The following is a 19103-nucleotide window of genomic DNA, read 5'->3' on the forward strand; positions in this document are numbered from 1 at the left end:
CATGTGGGGATATATGGGCAAGGTGCCAGCGCGAGGAGATTTCATCACCGTGGATGTACGCCCGGATGTAAGAGATCTCTTCTTCGAGTGGTGTCAGACCTCGCTTGCTGTGAGCAGGGATCAACTGGAAGGGCAATGGATGGATGCCTACCTCACGTCACCGATCTGGCATTTTTGCTCTGCCCCCGGAGGTATGCTTGATTCCGGCTTGTTGGGCACGGTTATTCCGTCGGTTGATCGCGTGGGTCGTCACTTTCCGTTTCTGGTGGTTCGCGAGTTTGCGGGCCAGGTGCTTGATGGTTGGCGCCAGCCGGAATGGGCATCGTCTATGGAAAACTGCATTCTCGATGTTTTGGAGGACGGCTGGCATGAAGAAGTTTGGCGTCAACAACTGTCTGCTATTGAGCCGCCGGAGCCCACAAGCGCAAGAATGCAGTGGCCAACGGGGGCGGGCAATTTGGTATTCGCCTCATCCGGCAGCGAAACCGACTGGTTAGAGGCCATGTTGCGAAAAGATCGAAGAACAACCATCTGGTGGACTCAGGGTTCAGCCTTTGTAGAGCCAGTAACACTGCTTACCGATGGCCTACCAAAGATTGGCCAGTTTGCTTCGATGATGGTCGGCCAATGGCACAACCACGGCTGGCTGGAAGCTGAATTTATAGGGCAGGGTGCCTGAGATGCGTTATTCCTCGGCTCAGTTCACACACACCGGCGCCGTTCGGGATCATAACGAAGACGCTTATCTGTCGTTTCCTGAGGACGGGCTTTGGGTTGTCGCTGATGGTATGGGTGGGCATCAGGCGGGTGAAGTAGCCAGTCAGTTGATATGCGATACCGTGAGTTTAGAACGGCAGCGAAGCGGCAGTTCCATGAGCGCGAATGAGTTGGAAAAGGCGATACATCTCGCCAATCAACGTATACGAAAATATGGCGATGAGCAGCTACCCGGGGCCACTTTGGGCTCAACGATGGTGGCACTAAAGATCACCGATGACCGATATAAAATTCTCTGGATTGGCGACAGCCGGGCTTACCTACTGAGGGAGAGCAAGCTAAAGCGGTTGTCAAAAGATCATAGCCAAGTCGCAGACCTTGTAGAGCAGGGGGTTCTCTCAGAAGAGGAGGCAGAATCACATCCACTCGCCAACGTGATCACACGTGCCTTGGGTGTAGAGGCAGAGCCTTTGATTGACAGTGTAGAGGGCAAAGTGATGCCCGGAGATCGTTTTCTTTTATGCACGGATGGTATTAGCCGCGAGTTTGAGCGCGAGGAATTGGAACAGTTTCTTATGGAAGAGCCTATTGAGGATATCAATCAGGCCCTCCGCCATGCGGCTTTGGTGAAGGGGTGCCGGGACAATATCACTTCAATTATCGTACAGGTTGAACCACCTGTTGGGTTGGCCGGTTTAGCAGACAGCGCCAGAGATTCGACACTTCCGCTGGGCCAGTGGAACCTTTAACAGGTGGAGACGCCAATGACACATGAAGCCAATCGACTGTTTCCGCTTGAGTCTCTGCTGGCGGATATATCGCCAGAATTACCCTGTGGGGATGACACTCGCGAGGATAGCTCGCCGGTTTCTCCTTATTTTACGCTTAAGGATCTTAGGAACCAGGCCAGAGCGATAGAACGCCAAGTGCTTATTGGTGAGGAACCACCGCAAACGCCGCAGTGGCGCCAGCTTCTTGATGAGATTCCGGCCGTATTGGAAAGCCGATCCAAAGATCTTGAGTATGTCGCCTGGCTGATTGAGGCCTTATGCAGGGAAAAAGGATTTGAAGGCCTAGCTGAGGGTTTTGAGCTTGCCCGTGAGCTGATCGATCTGCATTGGGAGAACCTCTATCCGCAGCCTGACGAAGAAGGCCTAGATACTCGGATAGCGCCGTTGGTTGGCCTAAATGGAACGGACGGCGAAGGCACTCTTATTAAGCCAATCATTTCAGTGCCCTTGTTCTTCGATGGTGATGGGGTTACCTGCTACGCAGCCTGGCACGCTGAGCAGGCTACTGAAGTAGCTCGCCTGGATGAATCCAAAGCCGAATCGAGAATCCGCAGCGGTGCTATGTCGCCCGACCTCTTGGCAACCGCTGTGCAAGAAACACCGACCGAGCATTTGGTGCAAACCCGACATGCGCTAGAACGTGCGCATTCTGAGTTTCGCGCTCTGTCAGATGCCATGGATCGAGCCATGGGCGGTGACCCTCAGCCGACGACCAATATTTCAAAGGCTCTTGATCGCTGTTTGATCATGCTTAATCACAATGCCGGTGAACGTATTGATCGGCACTTGGAAACGCAACAGCAGGAGCTGGATGTCAGTGCGGATCCAGATACATCGCATGAGGATGGCTCACCGAATACGACCGCGAAGCCTGCCGGTATAGACACGGTTAGAGTTGCTATTGAGAGCCGGAAAGAGGCACTGGAGCAGTTACGTAGGCTGTCAGATTTTTTTCTCAAGACGGAACCTCACTCTCCGGTTTCTTACGCGATTTTACGGGCAGTTCGATGGAGCGAGCTGTCATTGCCTGAACTTATGGACGAACTGATATCCGACAGTGGAGCCCGGGACGGGTTCTTTAAATTAACCGGTGTGCCTGCCCCCGAGCAGCAGGAATGACCACTGGCAAACCAACAGTGACGCTCAAAAGGAGACAGCAATATGGAAAGCATCCACAACAAATTGTCCCGGGTTCGCAAGCCCCGGGTACACATAACCTACGATGTGGAAACAGAGGGAGCCCTGGTAAAAAAAGAGCTGCCTTTTGTAGTTGGCGTGATGGGGGACTTTTCGGGCAACAATAATGCCGACGTTAAACCATTGAAGGACCGCCGCTTTATTCAGATTGATCGCGACAACTTTGATGAAGTTATGCGTCGGATGAGCCCGAGCCTGCGGCTTAAAGTTGACAACAAGTTGTCAAATGACGGCTCCCAGATCTCGGTGGAGCTGGGCTTCAATTCGATGGAAGATTTTCAGCCAGCAGCGATCGTTAATCAGGTCGAGCCTTTGCGGCACCTGATGGAAACACGCAACAAGCTACGTGATTTGTTAACCAAGGTCGATCGTTCCGAAGAGCTTGAAGAATTGCTGGAGCGAGTGCTTAACAACGCAGACGATCTTCAGGCACTGAGCTCAGATCTGAGCAGCACAGAGGAGGACAAGGGATGAGTCTTGAAACACGCACCGAAGACGCGGTACTAGAGCATGAGGCAGGGTCGGTCAGCTTGCTGGAGCAAGCCATTGGCGCAACAAAGCAAACTGAAAGCAGTCGCGCCGAGGAGCTAATTCGAACGCTGACTGAAGAGGCCATGAAAGGCACGGTGACCTGGAACAAAAATCTGGCCATCACATTCAATCAGGCTATTTCGCGTCTCGACCAGATGATTTCTGGCCAGCTTGCTGAAATTCTGCATCAGGAAGAATTCCAAAAGCTGGAAGGTTCATGGCGTGGTATGCACCATTTGGTGATGAACTCCGAAACCAGCGCTATGTTGAAGATCCGTGTCCTTAACCTCAGCAAGCAGGATTTGCACAAGGATTTGTCGAAGGCGGTTGAGTTTGACCAGAGCCAGATTTTCAAGAAGATTTACGAGTCTGAGTTTGGCACGCCAGGTGGTGAGCCTTACGGCATGATGATTGGCGATTACGAATTTAATAGCCACCCGAATGACATTGAGACCTTGAGCCTGATGTCGAACGTAGCAGCGGCGGGCTTCTGCCCATTTGTGTCGGCTGGGTCTTCAGGCATGTTTGGCTTTGATGACTGGACTGAGCTCTCCAAACCTCGCGACCTTGAAAAAGTATTCGAATCGCTCGAGTACACTAAGTGGCGCTCGTTCCGCGATAGTGAAGACTCCCGCTTTGTTACCCTCACGATGCCTCGGGTTCTCGCGCGTCTGCCTTATGGCAAGGCGACCAAGCCGGTCGAAGAGTTTGGATTTGAAGAGCTGGAACTGGATGCCGAAACCGGCATGGCTGTGACGCCAGATCACGATGACTACTGCTGGATGAACGCTTCTTACGTACTTGGCAGCCGCATGACGAATGCGTTTTCCAAATACGGCTTCTGCACGGCGATTCGTGGTGCCGAAGGTGGCGGTAAGGTAGAAGGCCTGCCAGCTCATATCTTCCGTAGCGATGATGGCGACCCCGACCTCAAGTGTCCAACCGAAATCGGCATCACCGATCGGCGTGAGGCTGAGCTGAGCAAACTGGGCTTCTTGCCGCTGTGTCACTACAAGAACACGGACTATGCGGTTTTCTTTGGCGCTCAAAGCTGTCAGAAGCCAAAGATCTACGATAATCCGGATGCAACTGCAAACGCCGCAATATCCGCGCGTCTGCCTTACATGATGGCAACTTCACGTTTCGCCCACTACCTGAAAGTGATGGCGCGCGACAAGATCGGCTCGTTCATGGAAGCGGATGACGTTGAAAACTGGTTGAACCGCTGGATTATGGGTTACGTCAATGCATCTGAGGGCGGTGGTCAGGAAATCCGTGCAAAATTCCCCTTGGCAGATGCAAAGGTTCAGGTGCGTGAGATTCCGGGTAGCCCGGGTTCATACAACGCTATTGCCTGGCTGCGTCCATGGTTGCAGATGGAAGAGTTGACTACGTCTTTGCGCCTCGTCGCCAAGATTCCGGAAATCGGTAACTGATGGAGCCTCCCGGGGAAGCTCCGGGAGTGCTTGGAGTTGGCATGAGCTCAGCATTGTCGTTTGTCGAGCAGGATTACATCACCCGCCGTCAGGCTTCTGACAGAACCTCTGCACCTGCGTGGGGCAGAGGCCTGTCTGAGCGGCTGATTGCCGAGGCTGATGACCAGCAAGCACTGATGCTGTTTCTGAGTCACTACCCCGGCCGAACCAGATGGACACGGGATCAGATTCGGGCGGTATTGGCTGATCGCATTTTGCGTCTAGATCGGCTAATTAATGCTCAGCTCAATGCCATACTCCACCATCAGGATCTTAAAGACCTTGAGGCTCATTGGCGCGGGGTCAGCCTTTTGGTTGATCAGGCAGCACAAGATGCGCAGCAGGATCAGGTCAAGATAAAGGTTCTGGATGCGTCGTGGGATGTTGTCTCTGCAGACTTTGCCAGATCTATCGAGTTTGATCAGTCTAAGCTGTTTGCCAAAGTCTACTCGGAAGAGTTTGGCAGCCCGGGAGGAGAGCCTTTCGGCTTGCTTCTCGGCACCTACAGCATCAGCCACCGAACTCAGGGTGGCGCAGCAAATTTGGAGACGCTTCGGGAGCTGTCGCAGGTGGCGGCGGCCGCCTTTGCGCCATTAATCCTCAATGCCGCACCAAGCTTTTTTGGCGTAGACCACTACGCAGAACTAACGGGTGTGCGAGATCTGGAGAGCCACTTTTCCCAAGTGGAACTCAGTGCCTGGCGCTCCCTGCGGGACACCGAAGACTCCCGTTTTCTCGGGTTAGCCGTGCCAAGAATGTTAATGCGCCCGCCCCACCGGGAGTTAGGTGAGGGAGCCGAAGCGTTTGGTTTTCTGGAGCATCGCAAAATAACCGATAGGGACTATCTTTGGGGTCCTGCCTGCTTTGCTTTTGGGACCGTCGCGATACGTGCGTTTTGCGAATCGGGTTGGTTCTCCCAAATTCGTGGTTTTCGGCCCGGTCGTGTAGCCCATGGCACGGTTGATAACATGCCTGACATTGCAGAAATCAATCCGTCGGGTGTGCTGTTTCCAACCCGTCAGGCCGTGGATTGGCAGATTAGTGATCGTATGGAAAAGGCGTTGTCGGAGGAGGGTTTCCTACCTTTAGTACCTTTGCCGAACACACCCATGCTTGTATTCCATTCCGTTCCTTCGATACAGCAGCCAGAACGGCATGAGACAACTGCGGCAGATGTCAGCGCGCGGCTCTCCTCCATGCTGCATTACATACTGTGCGTTTCAAGGTTTGCGCACTATTTGAAGGTAATGGGGCGAGACCGGATAGGCGGATACCGGACACCGGAAGAGTGCGAGGCCCAATTACAACGTTGGATTCACGGTTACACCATGTCGACCGAGAATGCCTCCGATGGCCTGCGCACGAAGTTCCCGTTACGTGATGCACGTGTGACGGTAAAAGCTCGAGCCGGAGAGCCGGGGAAATATTACTCAATCATACACCTCCAGCCTCACTTCCAGCTTGATCAGCTGGTGAGTGGTTTACGGCTGGTTACTGAACTGACACCCGTGGACGGACACTGAGCCGGACACCCAGCTTTATATTCGAACGGAGGAGTAAGAAATGGATGTCATTAAACAGCATTTGGCGAGCGGCAATCTGGCGCAAGCTATCGAAGAGGTTCAGCTACAGGTAAAGGCGCAGCCTGCTGCGGCAGAACTAAGGGCTTCCTTGATTGAGCTCCTGTGTGTGGCGGGCCACCTAGAGCGCGCCGACGACATGCTGGGGTCTCTCGCCCGTCACCATCCTGAGTGGCTGGCCGGTGCAGCGAACCTGCGCCAACTCATCCGTGCGCAACAGGCCCGGCTGGAGTTTCACCAAGGTAAACTGGCGGAGGATGCAGTGGTTTGCGAGGCCGAAAACCTTCAGACCATCCTAGCCCTGAGGGCCGCTCTGAATGAACAGGACTTCACTGCTGCCGAAGCGGCGGCCATCAGTTTGGAGCAGCAAAGACCAGCAACTGAGTTCCAGCTTGGTGAGGTAAGCGGGGATATACGCGACTGTGACGATAGCTTGTGTGACTTTTTGGAAGCGTTAAGTGCAGAAGGCAAGTTCTATCTATGGCGCTGGTCGGATATCGAGTCTATCGATTTTCATCCACCAACCTCGCCAGTCGAGCTGGTATGGCGTCGAGCCGATGTTGAGCTGGCATCCGGTAAACAGGGAGAGGTGTTTGTTCCCCTCGTGTACGCCGCTAGCGACACCGATCATGAGCGCTTGGGGCGTGTGACAGAGTGGCGCGCACATTCTGACGGGTTAGTAACTGGCATAGGCCTCAAACAGTATCTTGTGGGTGACGATGCTGTAGGGCTTGCGGATGTGAAGCGAGTAGAGCGAGTAGCGGCAGTTTATGCAGACTGAACGCAATGTGCGCCTGCAGATGAACCTCTTGGACCGATTGGCAGCGGATCACAACGCTAAAGCGACGGTTACGACCATTCGCCAGTCTGTTCGTCGGGATCTCGAGGCGCTTTTAAATACCAGACGGTCCTGGCTGGTACTTCCGCCTGAGCTGCGGGAGCTCAAACAGTCGGTGCTTGGCTACGGCTTGCCGGACTTTACGGTGATGGATTTGGGAACAGAAGAAGCACGGCAATGGTTGTGTGAGGAAGTGCGCCAGACCATTGTGCGCTTTGAGCCAAGGCTGACGCGCATTGAAGTGATTGCTGAAGAGGGTGATACGCCCCTTGATCGCACCATGAGGCTGCGGATTGATGCCATTTTGTTGGTTGATCCGGTACCCGAGCCAGTGGCCTTTCGCTCCGACCTTGAGCCCGTAAATCTCTCCATGACGCTTCAGGAGTGCGCGTGATGAGTGATGAACTCCTTCAGTACTACAACCGTGAACTTGCCTACCTAAGACGACAGGGGGCGGAGTTTGCCAAAGCTTACCCCAAGGTAGCGGGAAATTTGCGCGTCAGTGATGAGTCCGTAGAAGATCCCCACGTCTCACGGTTGCTTGAGGGTGTCGCATTTATGACCGCCCAGATTCGTCGGCGTCTGGATAACCACTTTCCGGAACTCACAGATATCTTGATGGGCAACCTGTTTCCGGATTATCTGGCCCCGATTCCTTCCATGACGGTCATCCAGCTAAAAGCCGGTGCATCACAGACCCATTGTGCGGCGCTGGACAAGCAGCAGCGTTACGAAACAACTGTGGAAGGTTTGCCGCCTTGTGAGTTTCGGTCACCGGCAAGCCACCACTTAGCGCCCGTCGAGGTTGTAACCGCAGCGTTTGAGAATGCACCCTTTGATGCGCCAAGGCCCACAGGTTCGGAGGGCGCACGCAGCGTGATCAAGCTTAGGCTTAAATCACCTTTGCCGTTCAATGAGATCAACCTGCCATCGTTGAGATTCTACCTGCATGGCCAGACTCATCTGAGCAACGAACTCTATGATCTTATCCACCGCTCCGGCATTGGCTTTGCGATTACCCCAACAACAGACACCCGACAACTGCGGTTCTTCAGTGCCCAAAACATCAAGCCAGCAGGATTTGAGGCTGATGATGCTTTAGTCCCCTACAGTAAGCGCAGTTTCGATGGCTTTCGTTTGTTGACCGAGTTTTTTCTATTCCAAGAGAAATTTTTGTTTGCCGAATTTTCGGGGCTTGAAGGGTTTTGGCCCGAACATGAAGAGGTCGACCTGTTTGTCTATCTAGGCGAGGCTTCTGGCGAACAAGAAAAGAGTTTTGTGCCTGAGCATATGCGGCTTTGGTGCGTGCCAACCGTAAACCTGTTCGACGAGGCTCTGGAACCGGTTAGCAACGACGATTCCAATCATGAACACCGGTTAGTTTCCCGATTCCGCGGCGCAGACACCTATGAGGTTGTCAGTGTGGAGTCTGCCAGTTTGGTGGAGAACGAAAACGTTCGTGAGATGGCGCCTTTCTATGGTATCGGTCACCCTCGCTGGCAGTCAGGCCTTGACGTATTTTGGCATCTGGAAAGACGGGAAGCAGGCTGGGCTGGCGGGCAATATGAGCCAGGGTTTGAAACCTGTTTAACGCTGGTTGATCGCCGTTTCAATCGTCGCGTACTTGAGGATTTGCCTCAAGGCGAGATCTTGATGGTGAATGCTTGGTGCTGCAACCGGAACATTCCCGAGCGGCTGCCCTTCGGCGGTGGAGAACCCCGTTTTCGGGCGATAGGTGAGCCTCTTGTGGAGGAAGCCGTAGCGCTGGTGCCGCCAACACCCACAACCCGGGCAGATCTCTCAGACGGAGCACGTTGGGAGTTTGTTCAGCAGTTGAACCTTGAGCACTTCACCGGCAGCGAAGCTCTGAGTCGTCTCAAGGCGGTGCTGCGATTACATGATTTTAGGCATACCCCAGAAACCGAAGCGTTGATTGAGGGCATCGAGCAGGTAAAAACTCGTCGAATTGCCGCCCGTATTGGCAAAGGCGTCCACAGCGGTGTATGTCAGGGCACCGAGATTTGTATTACCTTTTCCCGGTCAAACTATGCGGGCACCAGCATTTATTTGTTCTCGGCCATTCTTGACCGCTTTTTTGCGCAGTTTGCCCAGATCAATACCTTTACTCGTGTGCGGATTCGGTTGGAGGGGCATCATCGTGATTATTATCTTTGGCCTGCAAGAGCTGGCGAGCGGGAGTTGTTGTAATGGCAACTTCCACCACCTTGTTCAAAGCGGTCTGGAAAGCAGAACGCCAGTTAATCAATAACCACGCTGGCTACCACCGAGTTGGCCATGATGGCTGGCCCAATAAGGAGGTAGTGCGCTTTCGCTCCAGCCAAAACCTTGGGTTTGCGGGTCAAGACCTGGTCCGCCTTAAAACCCATCGTGAAGACGATGGCGCAGTACTGCATGAAATGATGACAGATCTCATGGGGTTAACGGGAGCGCGGGGCGCATTGCCCGCCTGTTATACCGAGCGGGTGCTTGAACAGGTAAGGGATAGATCACCTGCTACCCGGGACTTCCTCGACCTGTTCAATCATCGTCTTATTTCGCTCTTCTATCGGAGCTGGGAGAAAACGCAGCCAGCCGTGCATCAGGAGCGGTCCGAGGAGGATGTTTTCTCGCGAATCTTAAAGTCTCTGACCGGCTGTGAGCAGAGTTGGCAACTTTACTACGGCGCTGCCTTCACCCGCCGCTCGCGCTCTGCCAGTACGTTACGGTCTGTTCTGGAAGATATCGTGGGCATGAGTGTGGAGGTTAGAACGTTAAGGGGGGAGTGGGCGCCCTTGGCTCTGGAAGATCAATCAAGTCTGCCGAGTAGAAAACAGCCTAAGGGCCAATATGCTCGGCTTGGCGGCGTTATGCTGGGGAGCCGGGTATGGATGGCAGACAAAGGGGTGGATGTTGTTTTTCGCCCGAAATCCCGGGAGCAGCTTGTTTCTGTTTTGCCCGGCGGCACCTATAGCAAGACCGTTTCACACGTAGCGCAACAGCTGGTTAGCGGCCAAATGCGTGTTCATTATCGTTTGTCAGCCCGCGCTGCACACCTGACCCACACTGTGTTGGGGCGTCATGGTCGGCTTGGGGCTGACAGTTTTATTGGAGCTCGGCCAGAGTCAATGAAGATGGTCGAGGTCAGTTTTAAACCAAGCCAAGGAAAGGACTGAATTCATGTCTGCAATGACACTCAAATCCCTCGTCGAGAAACTTAATGACTCGGGCAAAGAATCGTTGGAAACAGCTGTAGGCCTTTGCTTCCAGCGGACACACCATACGGTTGAGCCAGAGCACCTTCTAAAAAGCATGATTCGCAATGACGACTCTGATCTGAAAGGGGTGCTGCGGTATTTCAACTTGGATATCACCCGTCTAGACGCGCAGCTGGATAGCGGGTTGGAAACGTTCAGAACAGGCAGCGGTGCTACACCGAGTCTCGCCCCAAGATTGGTGGATCTATTTCGTCAGTGCTGGCTGGATACATCAATCGAGTTTAACGAGCCAACTATGCGAGGGGCCACCATGCTTTACAGCATGTTGAGCGACCCCGCTATGGCGGCGTTGGTTACAAGGCACGCGGGCGAGCTCAATGGTATCGACCCGGCGCGATTGCTTGCCGAATGGTCGGATATTCATGCAACGCTTGCGCAGGAAGCGACCACGTCCGCGAAACCAGCCACCGCACGGGCAGGTAAAGAGCAGCATCTTGCCAAATACACCATCGACCTTACAGCTCAGGCGAACGCAGGGGAGCTAGACCCGGTTATTGGTCGGGACGATGAAATCCGTCAAGTGATTGATATTCTAACCCGTCGACGCCAGAACAATCCGATTCTTACGGGTGAGGCCGGGGTTGGGAAAACCGCAGTTGTTGAGGGACTAGCCAGACGCATTGCTGAGGGAAATGTACCGGACGTGCTGAAGCCTGCGCGCCTTTTAACTCTTGATCTTGCGTTGCTGCAGGCAGGCGCGGGTGTAAAAGGGGAGTTTGAAAATCGCCTGAAAGGTGTTATCGAAGAAGTTAAAAGCTCTGAGCGGCCAGTCATTCTGTTCATTGATGAAGCGCATAACATGGTAGGCGCAGGTGGCCAAGCTGGGCAGAATGATGCCGCCAATTTGCTCAAGCCAGCACTGGCACGCGGTGAATTGCGCACCATTGCTGCTACAACCTGGGCGGAGTATCGAAAGTTTTTTGAAAAAGACGCGGCTCTTACGCGACGCTTCCAAGTCGTGAAAGTGGATGAGCCGGATGAGACAACGGCTATTCAAATTCTTCGTGGGTTGGTGCCTACGCTAGAAGCCCACCACGGGGTTGCGATTGCAGATGACGCGCTGAAAACAGCCGTGGTGCTTTCAACTCGCTTTTTGGCAAGCCGCCAACTGCCGGATAAAGCTGTAGCCTTGCTCGACACGGCCTGTGCTCGGGTGGCCATGAGTCAGGCGAGTGTGCCGGCTTCTGTGGAGCGGGCAAGGGCTGAGGTAACGGGGATGGAGCAAGAGTTAGCACTCCTGTCCCGCGAGTCTCGGTTAGGCGTTAATCATGGCGACCGGCAAGATGCGCTTCAAACCCAGCTTCATATAGCGGGTGAATCTTTAGCTCAATTAGAAGCTGAATGGGCAGATGAAAAGGCGCTGGTTCAAGAGGCGGCTGCCATCAGCAAGACGCTGCTGGAAGATGAAACCGATGAAGGCAAACAGCGGCTAAACGAAATTCGCGCCAGTCTTGGTGAGCGCGAACAGGTTATGGTGCATTGGCAAGTGGATACGCAGCTGGTTTCAGAAGTACTGTCTGACTGGACCGGCATTCCCTTTGGCCGCATGCAGTCAGATGAAGTGGCGGGCATATTGAACTTGGCTACAACGCTCAAAACCAGAGTAACCGGCCAGGACCATGCCTTGGATGACATAGCTCGCACTATACAAGTTGCTCGAGCTGAACTCGCTGACGAAAAGAAGCCCTTGGGTGTATTTCTGCTGGTTGGCCCCAGTGGTGTGGGTAAAACAGAGACCGCCATGGCTCTGGCTGAGCAGGTCTATGGTAGTGAATCCAACATGACCGTCATCAACATGTCGGAGTTTAAAGAAGAGCACAAAGTATCCCAGTTGGTTGGCTCACCTCCGGGTTATGTGGGTTACGGCGAAGGTGGCGTGTTAACCGAGGCAGTCCGCCGCAAACCCTACAGCGTGATATTGCTCGATGAGATGGAAAAAGCACACCCTGGTGTTCAGGACATTTTTTACCAGGTGTTTGATAAGGGGTCGCTGCGGGATGGCGAAGGGCGCGACGTCGATTTCCGGAACACTGTGCTGTTGATGACCTCAAACGCAGCCTCGGAACACATCTCCGATCTGTATGTAGATGAGCTTACCGCACCAGAACCGGAGGCGCTGAAAGATGCTATCTGGAGCGATCTACTTGCCATCTTCAAGCCAGCCTTTTTGGGGCGCACGGTGGTCTTGCCTTATCGGCCCCTTGGTGAGGAGCAATTACGAACGATCACTCGAATGCAACTAGAAAGAGTGTGCAAACGTGTTCAGAGGCAGCACGGCATTGCGCTTGAGTATAGCGACGACGTTGTCGAGCGTATTGCAGATAGCGGTCATCAGGCCAGTACTGGCGCACGGAATATACAGCAAGTTATACAACGCGAGGTGCTAACAAGGCTGTCAGATGTTTTGCTCAATGCGATAGCAAATGACAAACCTCTGAAAGAGCTTCGAATAACACTCGACGATAACCAGTTCAATATTGGCAGTTAACGGGTGGGCAGGAGAAGAAACATGAAAATAACGGTGTGGTTGAAAAAAGAATTTCGACTTTTGTTAGTTACACCGTTTAAAATTCTGCTACTCCTGTTACTATTTCTAAACGGGTGTGCGTCCCATGGGAAACCAGTCACTCTATATGATACGTATACCGAATATACATATAGAGTAGAGGCTCGGGACTACGCTTATATATTAGATAATTTGATCACTCAATCCATGGGTGATCGAGGTATTAAAAGATCATCAGATTTTCCTGATTATTTTCCGATATTGTCAGATTTACCGAATATACTGGTTAAGAAAAAGGAACATTTTGAATTGCGGGATGGTAACTTCGGTTGCTTAACGCTCAATGGTTTTGATCGATTTGATCGACCAGCTGTTATAAAGATGGAGTTTGGAAGGGAGCAGGGAAGCTGGAAGCTGGCTTATGTTTCAGTTGATTACCTCAGTTTGCCGTCGGAATTTACGGGCGCAGCTGTGTGCCCTAAACGACGTGCATAGTAACAGAGCTTGTAACTATGCTGCTGTTCCTCTCTCTTTGTATTGCTATCTAAAAGCTGGACACAAACCCAAGAATCCGAGGTTCTGGCTAAGTGTCAGGACTAGGGTAACCATGTCCTCGTTACAGGACGTAACTTAAAAAGCAAGGAGATACACATGCAAGCGAATACCTACCTGGACTACGAAGGTATTAAGGGTGAAACCACCGCAGAACAGTTCAAGGATATGATTACTGTTCTGACCATGGACTTTAACGTTCATCGGGAGATTTCTTCTTACACCGGTACCGCTATGGACCGTGAAGCCTCTTCTACCCGTCTTGGTGATATTACAATCACTAAACTGCAGGACAATGCTTCTACTGACCTGTTCAAAGAAGCCACTGTTGGCAAGGGTAAAAAAGCAACCTTCTACGTGACCAAGCAGGGTGACGCAGTTGAAGAGATCATGAAGATCGAACTGACTGACGCCATGATTTCCAACTACGCGGTTTCCGTTTCCGGTGACCGTCCGGTTGAGTCCATTACCATTTCTTACACTGAAATGATGATGACTGTTACTCCGACTGATGACAAAAACAGCATCACTGGGCCGAAAGTATACGGCTACAGCGGTGTTAAAGGTCAGCAGTTCTAATAGCAGGCTCCGAACTAGTAGGGGAAGCCCTTTGGGTTTCCTCTGCTCTTTTTGTTCACCGAAACCAGGAAGGCGCGGCGATTCATGGGCAAGGAAAAGCAGCATCATTTTCTTCAGATTCACAGCTCTCTCGGTAAAGACGCTCTGGTATTAGAGCGGCTGAAAGTGCGTGAGGGCATGTCACGCCTGTTTGAGGTGCGGGTTGGGTTTACCGCCAATCAACGTATCGCTGATATGAAAAAGCACATTGGCGAGGGTGTAACCGTTACCCTGAAAGTAGGGTCAAAAGATGGTGGTGGCGAAAAGCACTTCCATGGCCACTTTCTTAGTATGTGGGAATTGGGAAAGCCGCTTCACAATAGCGATGGCCAGCGCTATGAGGCCATTATCGTACCGAAAGCCTGGTCTGCAGCTAATCGCACCAACTGCCGAATTTTCCAAGATAAAACCGTTAAAAAGATTGTTGAGACAATTTTGGGGGAGCATGGAGTTGCGTTCAGCTGGAAGCTGAAAAAAGGACTTTATACCTACCGTTATTGTGTTCAGTACAATGAAACCGACTGGGATTTCGTTTGCCGGCTACTGGCTCACGAAGGTCTGTGTTTCCATTTCGAGCATTCTAGTGGCTCTCACACGATGGTCATTACCGATCATGAAAAGGCTTGGCCTAAGGCTGTTGAGGGTTCCGTTGTATTCTGTTCCAGACCAACCGGTGTGGCACATATTTCGAGCTGGTATGCCGGTTTTAAGGCAACAGCTAACTCCATCATTGAGCATGGCTTCGATTTCGAAACGCCCAAGCAGAAGGTTAAGGCAACCAGTAGCGAACAGGTGCCTGGCGGTCCGTTTGGTTCTCGCGAGTTGTTTGGGTACTTCGGTGAAGATCGTCCCATCAAGGATGGTGCCAACCTTGCCGCTTTGCACCTGAAAGGCATTGCTCAGGAATCAGAAAGCTACAGGGCTGTATCCGATTACCGCTCTTTTGGTGTTGGCCTAACTTTCTCCTTCAAAGAGCATGAAGACGAAATTCCTCCGCATAATGAATTCGTGATCACGGAAGTGGCGATAGAGGCTTCGGTGCCGCTGAACGCGGATAACCAACCATCAATGGGTAACTTTTTTTATACCAACAGCTTCCGCTGCATACCAACCAAAGCGCCCTTTGTGCCCCGTAAACTGCCAAAGCCAATGGTGCCCGGTTTGCAAACGGCAACCGTTACCTGCGCACCCGGTGAAGAAATCTATGTGGATGAACATGGCCGCATTAAGGTTCAGTTCCACTGGGACCGCGAAGGCAAGTATGACCAAAAGAGTTCCTGCTGGATTCGTGTAGCTCAATCTTGGGCGGGCGAAAATTGGGGCGCACAGTTTATTCCCCGCGAAGGCCAAGAAGTGCTTGTTGAGTTCCTCAGTGGCGACCCAGACCTGCCGCTGATTACCGGCTCCGTTTATAACGGCAAAAACAAAATGCCGTATGAGCCTTTGTCCAAGAAGAATATTTCAGGGCTCAAAAGCCGGTCTACTACGAAAGGCAGCGGTGCCAACTACAACGAAATCAGTTTCGACGACACCATTGGCAAAGAGCTTTTGCTGATGCATGCCGAAAAAGATCACACGTTGACGGTCGAGCACGATCAGACGGATGAAGTTGAGAACGATCGCACCACCACAATTGGCAACGATGACACGCTAACCGTCAAGAACGACCAGACGGATGACATTAAGAATAACCGCACCACGACCGTAGGAAATAACGACACCTTGACGGTCAAAAACAACCAAACGGTTGATATCACCGGTGCTCAGGCTACCACTGCGGGCAGAACCATAACGATTGATGCTGGCCAGAGCATCACCTTAAAAACGGGTGCTGCAAGTTTAACGATGGAGGCTTCCGGTGCGATATCGATTAAGGGCACCAGCATTAGCGTGCAAGGTGTCACCATTGATATGAAAGCCGCGAAGATTAGCCTCAACTAATCAAAGGCTTTGCGCCGGAGTGCCCGTTAATGCTTGAAGACTTGCTTAAGCAGCGGCAAGCGCTGCTAGACAATGCGCAATCACCTTTGCAGTTGTTGCGACAGCTCGATAGACGTTTAGTGCTTTGGAGTGAACAGCATCCGCAAGACTTGGCATTGGATAGTTGGCGAAAGGCACAAGGTGATGCCCCAGCTTTCTGGTCGGGAGCACTGAGGTCGGAATTGGCAATGCGTTTGCGTGCTTGCGCACGTGACGAGAGTTTTGAGCAGGTGCAGAGCGAAGCGGACAGTGAATACGAGGAGGGAAGCTACTGGCAAATGCTGGCCTGTCATTCCGGAATGGAGCTTCCTAGGGAATGGCCGGAACCTCCGCAACAACAGCTCTGGGCAGCTATGGCGGCCAGTCGCAGAGGGCAAGAAGCCAAAGTAGACGCTTGTTGGCAAGCCTGCGTTAGCATGCAGACCGGCGCGATGCTGGTGAGCGAGCCCGCTGTTAAGAGTTTGTTGTCAGAGTTGTGGCCCGCAGGGAATCCATTTTGGCGAGAGTGGTTTTTCCCGCTGCTATTGGCTGCGCCAGAACAACTGCATCCAGCCATGATTAATGATTTGGCTGGAAGAGTGAGTGATGCTTCGGTGATTGAAGCTATGGGCATTTCGGGAAGTGATCGCTTTTTGCCGTTGCTTGCAGAGGTTGCTTCCCATGGGGGCGAGCCAGGAGAGGTAGCGAGCGAGGCTTTGCAACGGAGGAAAGCTCATAACCAAGACCTTGGCCAGCGGTACCGCCAATGGTGGGCAAGTTGGTTGCGTGTTCAGGGTGCTCCGTGGTCGCTGTTCGGAGGTTGTTGGTGATGGCTGCAAGCGAACGCACCGGAGGCTGGCAAGTCAGCGCCCTAATTGGAGAGATTGCTGGCCGAGGTCTGGATGACTGGTTTCGGAGCGGGTTTGTTCCCGCAGATGATTCTGAGTCGCGGGAGGCGAACGACGGGCTGTTAACGCCCGAGCGGCTGCGCTCGTATTTAGATCCTAACTGCTCTGGATGGTTAATACTTCCAGCTGCAGAGCATCAACGTAGAGAGCAGTGGCTGGCGGCATTTACTGACCAGTCTGTGGAGATTGGTTTTGGGCGGGCCGGGTTGGCTTTAGCTGTTCGGGCTGTGGATCGTGCCGGGGTTGCTGCGCAGATACTGGCTGCGGACCTCGAGCCAGAGCTTCAGGTTCTCGCAATGGTTTTGAGCCCGGGGTCTGGTCCTTGTGTGCACTTTAGTGCTCTGGATGGAAGGCTGGAGGGCACTAACGATTTGGCGACTCTGCTGACTAATGCGCAGGCGGCTGTGCCGGAAATAGAAGTGCTGGTATGCCCGGGCACTCCGCAGGAATGTAGCTTTGAGAGGATCATGCCTTTTTTGGCCAGCCTTTCACGTTGGAATCGACCCGCTTTACGTTGGGAATTTCCTGAGCTGGTGTTGGGTGCTCCCGGTGTTTTAGGCGCTCTTTGGGGGCTTTATTGGCTGTTGGATGGCTACAGAGTAGGCGATTGGCAACAACCGGGCGCACTGCTGTTGTTGGATGCGATTAGCCCTTTGGCGGGAGTGATTGCAGTTAGTTGTAGTGAAACGAGTATGGCCGGTGTGGCGCCTCGGCCAGTCATCAAAAGCCTTGAACAATACAGAACGGAGAGTGCATGAACTTGCAATTGGGCGGCAGTGTTGGTCGAGGTGGTGAGAATCGGAGCAGCGATATAAAACTCATCCGGGCGCTGTTAAACGTGCATCGGCGCCAACAGTCTCTTGTACCACTGGCCGTAGATGCCAGCCCTGGGGCTGACTTAGATACGGCCATTGCCCGCTTTCAGAATGATCGAGGTGTAAATGTCGCCTCTGGCCTTGTTGGCAAAGGCAGTCAGACTTGGAGCTGGCTGAAAGAGACGTTAGCAAATAGCCGAACTCGGGTGGCTATTGTTCCTCCGTCTGTGGGTGCGCTGACATGGGCCGCAGAAGGACAGGAAGGCGGGCGGTATCACAGCCGGATTCTGCACGTACCGTCGGCCTCATCCGGCTTAACGGTTGGTCGTGGTTATGATTTGAAAGAGCGTTCGAGAGCAGAGGTAACGCAACAACTAGCGGCAGCTGGCCTGAGTGCAGGCTATGCCTCGAAGATTGCTGGTGCAGCCCGTTTATCTGGCGCTACAGCAGAACAGTTCATTATTGACAGTGATTTGCTGGATTTTGAGATCAGCGCCGCTGTGCAGTTGCAGTTGTTCGAAAAGGTATACCGAGAGATGGAGCAGGACGTTATTCGGATCTGTAACAAGCGTGATGTGAAGGAGCGCTATGGCGTGACGGATTGGAATGCGCTTGATTCCCGGATCAAGGACTCGTTGGTAGACCTTCGGTTTCGTGGAGACTACACAGGTACCACGCGTCGTCAGGTTCAGCCTCCGGTTGTTGCGAATGATCTAGTTGCTTTCCGAAAGATCATAGGTGATGGGTCACTGTGGACAAACGTACCAGCCGACCGGTTCCAGAGGCGCGTTCGGTACTTGGCGTGAGGCTTATGGAGTTTGCGCACCGGGCAAAACGGAGACAAGCCGTGAGAATGAGTTTTTATTGGAGATGGCTGCCGGTTTTACTGATATTACCTGTGCCAGCGGAGGCAGGAGGCGTCGCTTCTCCGGTGGTTGACGCCAGAGTGATGGACGTGGGGGTCGTTCGCCACCAAGACACCCTATGGCGCTACGCCCGTTTTAGCACCGAGAGCGATTACCCGTGTTTGAGGTTTGAGGCGATTCACCCCGACCAAGGCTGGCGTGTGCTAGAGCGGCAGGATGTGTGCGACATCACGCTTCAGGATGATGCCACACTCGACTTTAGAGAGACCGCTTACACGGGTTTCTCGGTTATCGAGTTTAGCCGAGAGCACAGTGCCTTTACTTTTGAGGTGGAATACATCCGCCGGACGGCGGCGGGGGAGCAGAGTGTGTTTTGCACGTTGCCCGTTTCTCATAAAGAGAACTTCGGACATTTAGTGTGCCGGTGATGAATACCAACACCGGAAAGGCCAAGCTGGCCAGATGTTACACCGGA

At 52.9% G+C, this 19103-nt stretch carries 18 protein-coding genes; all 18 read left to right on the forward strand.

Features of this window, described 5'->3' with window-relative positions:
• Position 1: 1 nt before the first annotated feature.
• Positions 2–679 (forward strand): type VI secretion system-associated protein TagF, encoded by a 678-nt coding sequence (gene tagF, locus MWU62_RS16580; protein WP_247115922.1) that lies wholly within the window; start codon positions 2–4, stop codon positions 677–679.
• Between the two features lies 1 nt (position 680).
• Entirely contained in the window at positions 681–1466 is a 786-nt protein-coding gene (locus MWU62_RS16585) for a protein phosphatase 2C domain-containing protein (RefSeq protein ID WP_247115923.1), read from the forward strand.
• Positions 1467–1481: 15 nt separating this feature from the next.
• A complete protein-coding gene (gene tssA / locus MWU62_RS16590) occupies positions 1482–2627 on the forward strand; it encodes a type VI secretion system protein TssA (protein ID WP_247115924.1) in 1146 nt (381 codons plus the stop codon).
• 42 nt (positions 2628–2669) lie between these two features.
• A complete protein-coding gene (gene tssB / locus MWU62_RS16595) occupies positions 2670–3179 on the forward strand; it encodes a type VI secretion system contractile sheath small subunit (RefSeq protein ID WP_200362537.1) in 510 nt (169 codons plus the stop codon).
• A complete protein-coding gene (gene tssC / locus MWU62_RS16600) occupies positions 3176–4672 on the forward strand; it encodes a type VI secretion system contractile sheath large subunit (RefSeq protein WP_216006967.1) in 1497 nt (498 codons plus the stop codon). Before tssB ends, tssC (MWU62_RS16600) begins: the two co-directional genes overlap by 4 nt.
• A 41-nt stretch (positions 4673–4713) precedes the next feature.
• Entirely contained in the window at positions 4714–6234 is a 1521-nt protein-coding gene (tssC, locus tag MWU62_RS16605) for a type VI secretion system contractile sheath large subunit (protein WP_247115925.1), read from the forward strand.
• A 40-nt stretch (positions 6235–6274) separates the two neighbouring features.
• Positions 6275–7072 carry a type VI secretion system accessory protein TagJ gene (locus MWU62_RS16610; protein WP_247115926.1) on the forward strand — a complete coding sequence of 266 codons (798 nt, stop codon included), beginning with the start codon at positions 6275–6277 and terminating at the stop codon, positions 7070–7072.
• On the forward strand, positions 7062–7523 hold the full coding sequence (tssE, locus tag MWU62_RS16615; RefSeq protein WP_200362528.1) for a type VI secretion system baseplate subunit TssE: 462 nt from the start codon (positions 7062–7064) through the stop codon (positions 7521–7523). Before MWU62_RS16610 ends, tssE begins: the two co-directional genes overlap by 11 nt.
• On the forward strand, positions 7523–9337 hold the full coding sequence (gene tssF, locus MWU62_RS16620; RefSeq protein WP_247115927.1) for a type VI secretion system baseplate subunit TssF: 1815 nt from the start codon (positions 7523–7525) through the stop codon (positions 9335–9337). Before tssE ends, tssF begins: the two co-directional genes overlap by 1 nt.
• Positions 9337–10302 carry a type VI secretion system baseplate subunit TssG gene (tssG, locus tag MWU62_RS16625; protein WP_247115928.1) on the forward strand — a complete coding sequence of 322 codons (966 nt, stop codon included), beginning with the start codon at positions 9337–9339 and terminating at the stop codon, positions 10300–10302. Before tssF ends, tssG begins: the two co-directional genes overlap by 1 nt.
• A 13-nt stretch (positions 10303–10315) precedes the next feature.
• Positions 10316–12892, forward strand: a complete 2577-nt coding sequence (gene tssH / locus MWU62_RS16630) for a type VI secretion system ATPase TssH (RefSeq protein WP_247115945.1) — start codon at positions 10316–10318, stop codon at positions 12890–12892.
• 21 nt (positions 12893–12913) lie between these two features.
• Entirely contained in the window at positions 12914–13405 is a 492-nt protein-coding gene (locus tag MWU62_RS16635) for a hypothetical protein (RefSeq protein ID WP_247115929.1), read from the forward strand.
• Between the two features lie 156 nt (positions 13406–13561).
• Entirely contained in the window at positions 13562–14041 is a 480-nt protein-coding gene (locus tag MWU62_RS16640; protein WP_200362517.1) for a type VI secretion system tube protein Hcp, read from the forward strand.
• Between the two features lie 84 nt (positions 14042–14125).
• Positions 14126–16021 (forward strand): type VI secretion system tip protein TssI/VgrG, encoded by a 1896-nt coding sequence (gene tssI / locus MWU62_RS16645; RefSeq protein WP_247115930.1) that lies wholly within the window; start codon positions 14126–14128, stop codon positions 16019–16021.
• Between the two features lie 29 nt (positions 16022–16050).
• Positions 16051–16869 carry a hypothetical protein gene (locus tag MWU62_RS16650; protein ID WP_247115931.1) on the forward strand — a complete coding sequence of 273 codons (819 nt, stop codon included), beginning with the start codon at positions 16051–16053 and terminating at the stop codon, positions 16867–16869.
• Positions 16869–17705: a hypothetical protein gene (locus MWU62_RS16655; RefSeq protein WP_247115932.1), complete on the forward strand. Its 837-nt coding sequence runs from the start codon at positions 16869–16871 to the stop codon at positions 17703–17705. Before MWU62_RS16650 ends, MWU62_RS16655 begins: the two co-directional genes overlap by 1 nt.
• Positions 17702–18568, forward strand: coding sequence for a hypothetical protein (locus MWU62_RS16660; protein WP_247115933.1), 867 nt, complete (start codon positions 17702–17704; stop codon positions 18566–18568). The genes MWU62_RS16655 and MWU62_RS16660 overlap by 4 nt, the downstream gene beginning before the upstream one ends.
• 47 nt (positions 18569–18615) lie before the next feature.
• Positions 18616–19056, forward strand: coding sequence for a hypothetical protein (locus MWU62_RS16665; protein WP_247115934.1), 441 nt, complete (start codon positions 18616–18618; stop codon positions 19054–19056).
• Positions 19057–19103 lie beyond the last annotated feature (47 nt).

It is taken from the genome of Marinobacter sp. S6332 (genome assembly GCF_023016045.1).
GTDB lineage: Bacteria > Pseudomonadota > Gammaproteobacteria > Pseudomonadales > Oleiphilaceae > Marinobacter.

Bases quoted from the DNA above. Each gene is read 5' to 3' on its own strand.
- tagF (WP_247115922.1), top strand. From the start codon at position 2: ATGTGGGGATATATGGGCAAGGTGCCAGCGCGAGGAGATTTCATCACC.
- MWU62_RS16585 (WP_247115923.1), top strand. From the start codon at position 681: ATGCGTTATTCCTCGGCTCAGTTCACACACACCGGCGCCGTTCGGGAT.
- tssA (WP_247115924.1), top strand. From the start codon at position 1,482: ATGACACATGAAGCCAATCGACTGTTTCCGCTTGAGTCTCTGCTGGCG.
- tssB (WP_200362537.1), top strand. From the start codon at position 2,670: ATGGAAAGCATCCACAACAAATTGTCCCGGGTTCGCAAGCCCCGGGTA.
- tssC (WP_216006967.1), top strand. From the start codon at position 3,176: ATGAGTCTTGAAACACGCACCGAAGACGCGGTACTAGAGCATGAGGCA.
- tssC (WP_247115925.1), top strand. From the start codon at position 4,714: ATGAGCTCAGCATTGTCGTTTGTCGAGCAGGATTACATCACCCGCCGT.
- MWU62_RS16610 (WP_247115926.1), top strand. From the start codon at position 6,275: ATGGATGTCATTAAACAGCATTTGGCGAGCGGCAATCTGGCGCAAGCT.
- tssE (WP_200362528.1), top strand. From the start codon at position 7,062: ATGCAGACTGAACGCAATGTGCGCCTGCAGATGAACCTCTTGGACCGA.
- tssF (WP_247115927.1), top strand. From the start codon at position 7,523: ATGAGTGATGAACTCCTTCAGTACTACAACCGTGAACTTGCCTACCTA.
- tssG (WP_247115928.1), top strand. From the start codon at position 9,337: ATGGCAACTTCCACCACCTTGTTCAAAGCGGTCTGGAAAGCAGAACGC.
- tssH (WP_247115945.1), top strand. From the start codon at position 10,316: ATGACACTCAAATCCCTCGTCGAGAAACTTAATGACTCGGGCAAAGAA.
- MWU62_RS16635 (WP_247115929.1), top strand. From the start codon at position 12,914: ATGAAAATAACGGTGTGGTTGAAAAAAGAATTTCGACTTTTGTTAGTT.
- MWU62_RS16640 (WP_200362517.1), top strand. From the start codon at position 13,562: ATGCAAGCGAATACCTACCTGGACTACGAAGGTATTAAGGGTGAAACC.
- tssI (WP_247115930.1), top strand. From the start codon at position 14,126: ATGGGCAAGGAAAAGCAGCATCATTTTCTTCAGATTCACAGCTCTCTC.
- MWU62_RS16650 (WP_247115931.1), top strand. From the start codon at position 16,051: ATGCTTGAAGACTTGCTTAAGCAGCGGCAAGCGCTGCTAGACAATGCG.
- MWU62_RS16655 (WP_247115932.1), top strand. From the start codon at position 16,869: ATGGCTGCAAGCGAACGCACCGGAGGCTGGCAAGTCAGCGCCCTAATT.
- MWU62_RS16660 (WP_247115933.1), top strand. From the start codon at position 17,702: ATGAACTTGCAATTGGGCGGCAGTGTTGGTCGAGGTGGTGAGAATCGG.
- MWU62_RS16665 (WP_247115934.1), top strand. From the start codon at position 18,616: ATGAGTTTTTATTGGAGATGGCTGCCGGTTTTACTGATATTACCTGTG.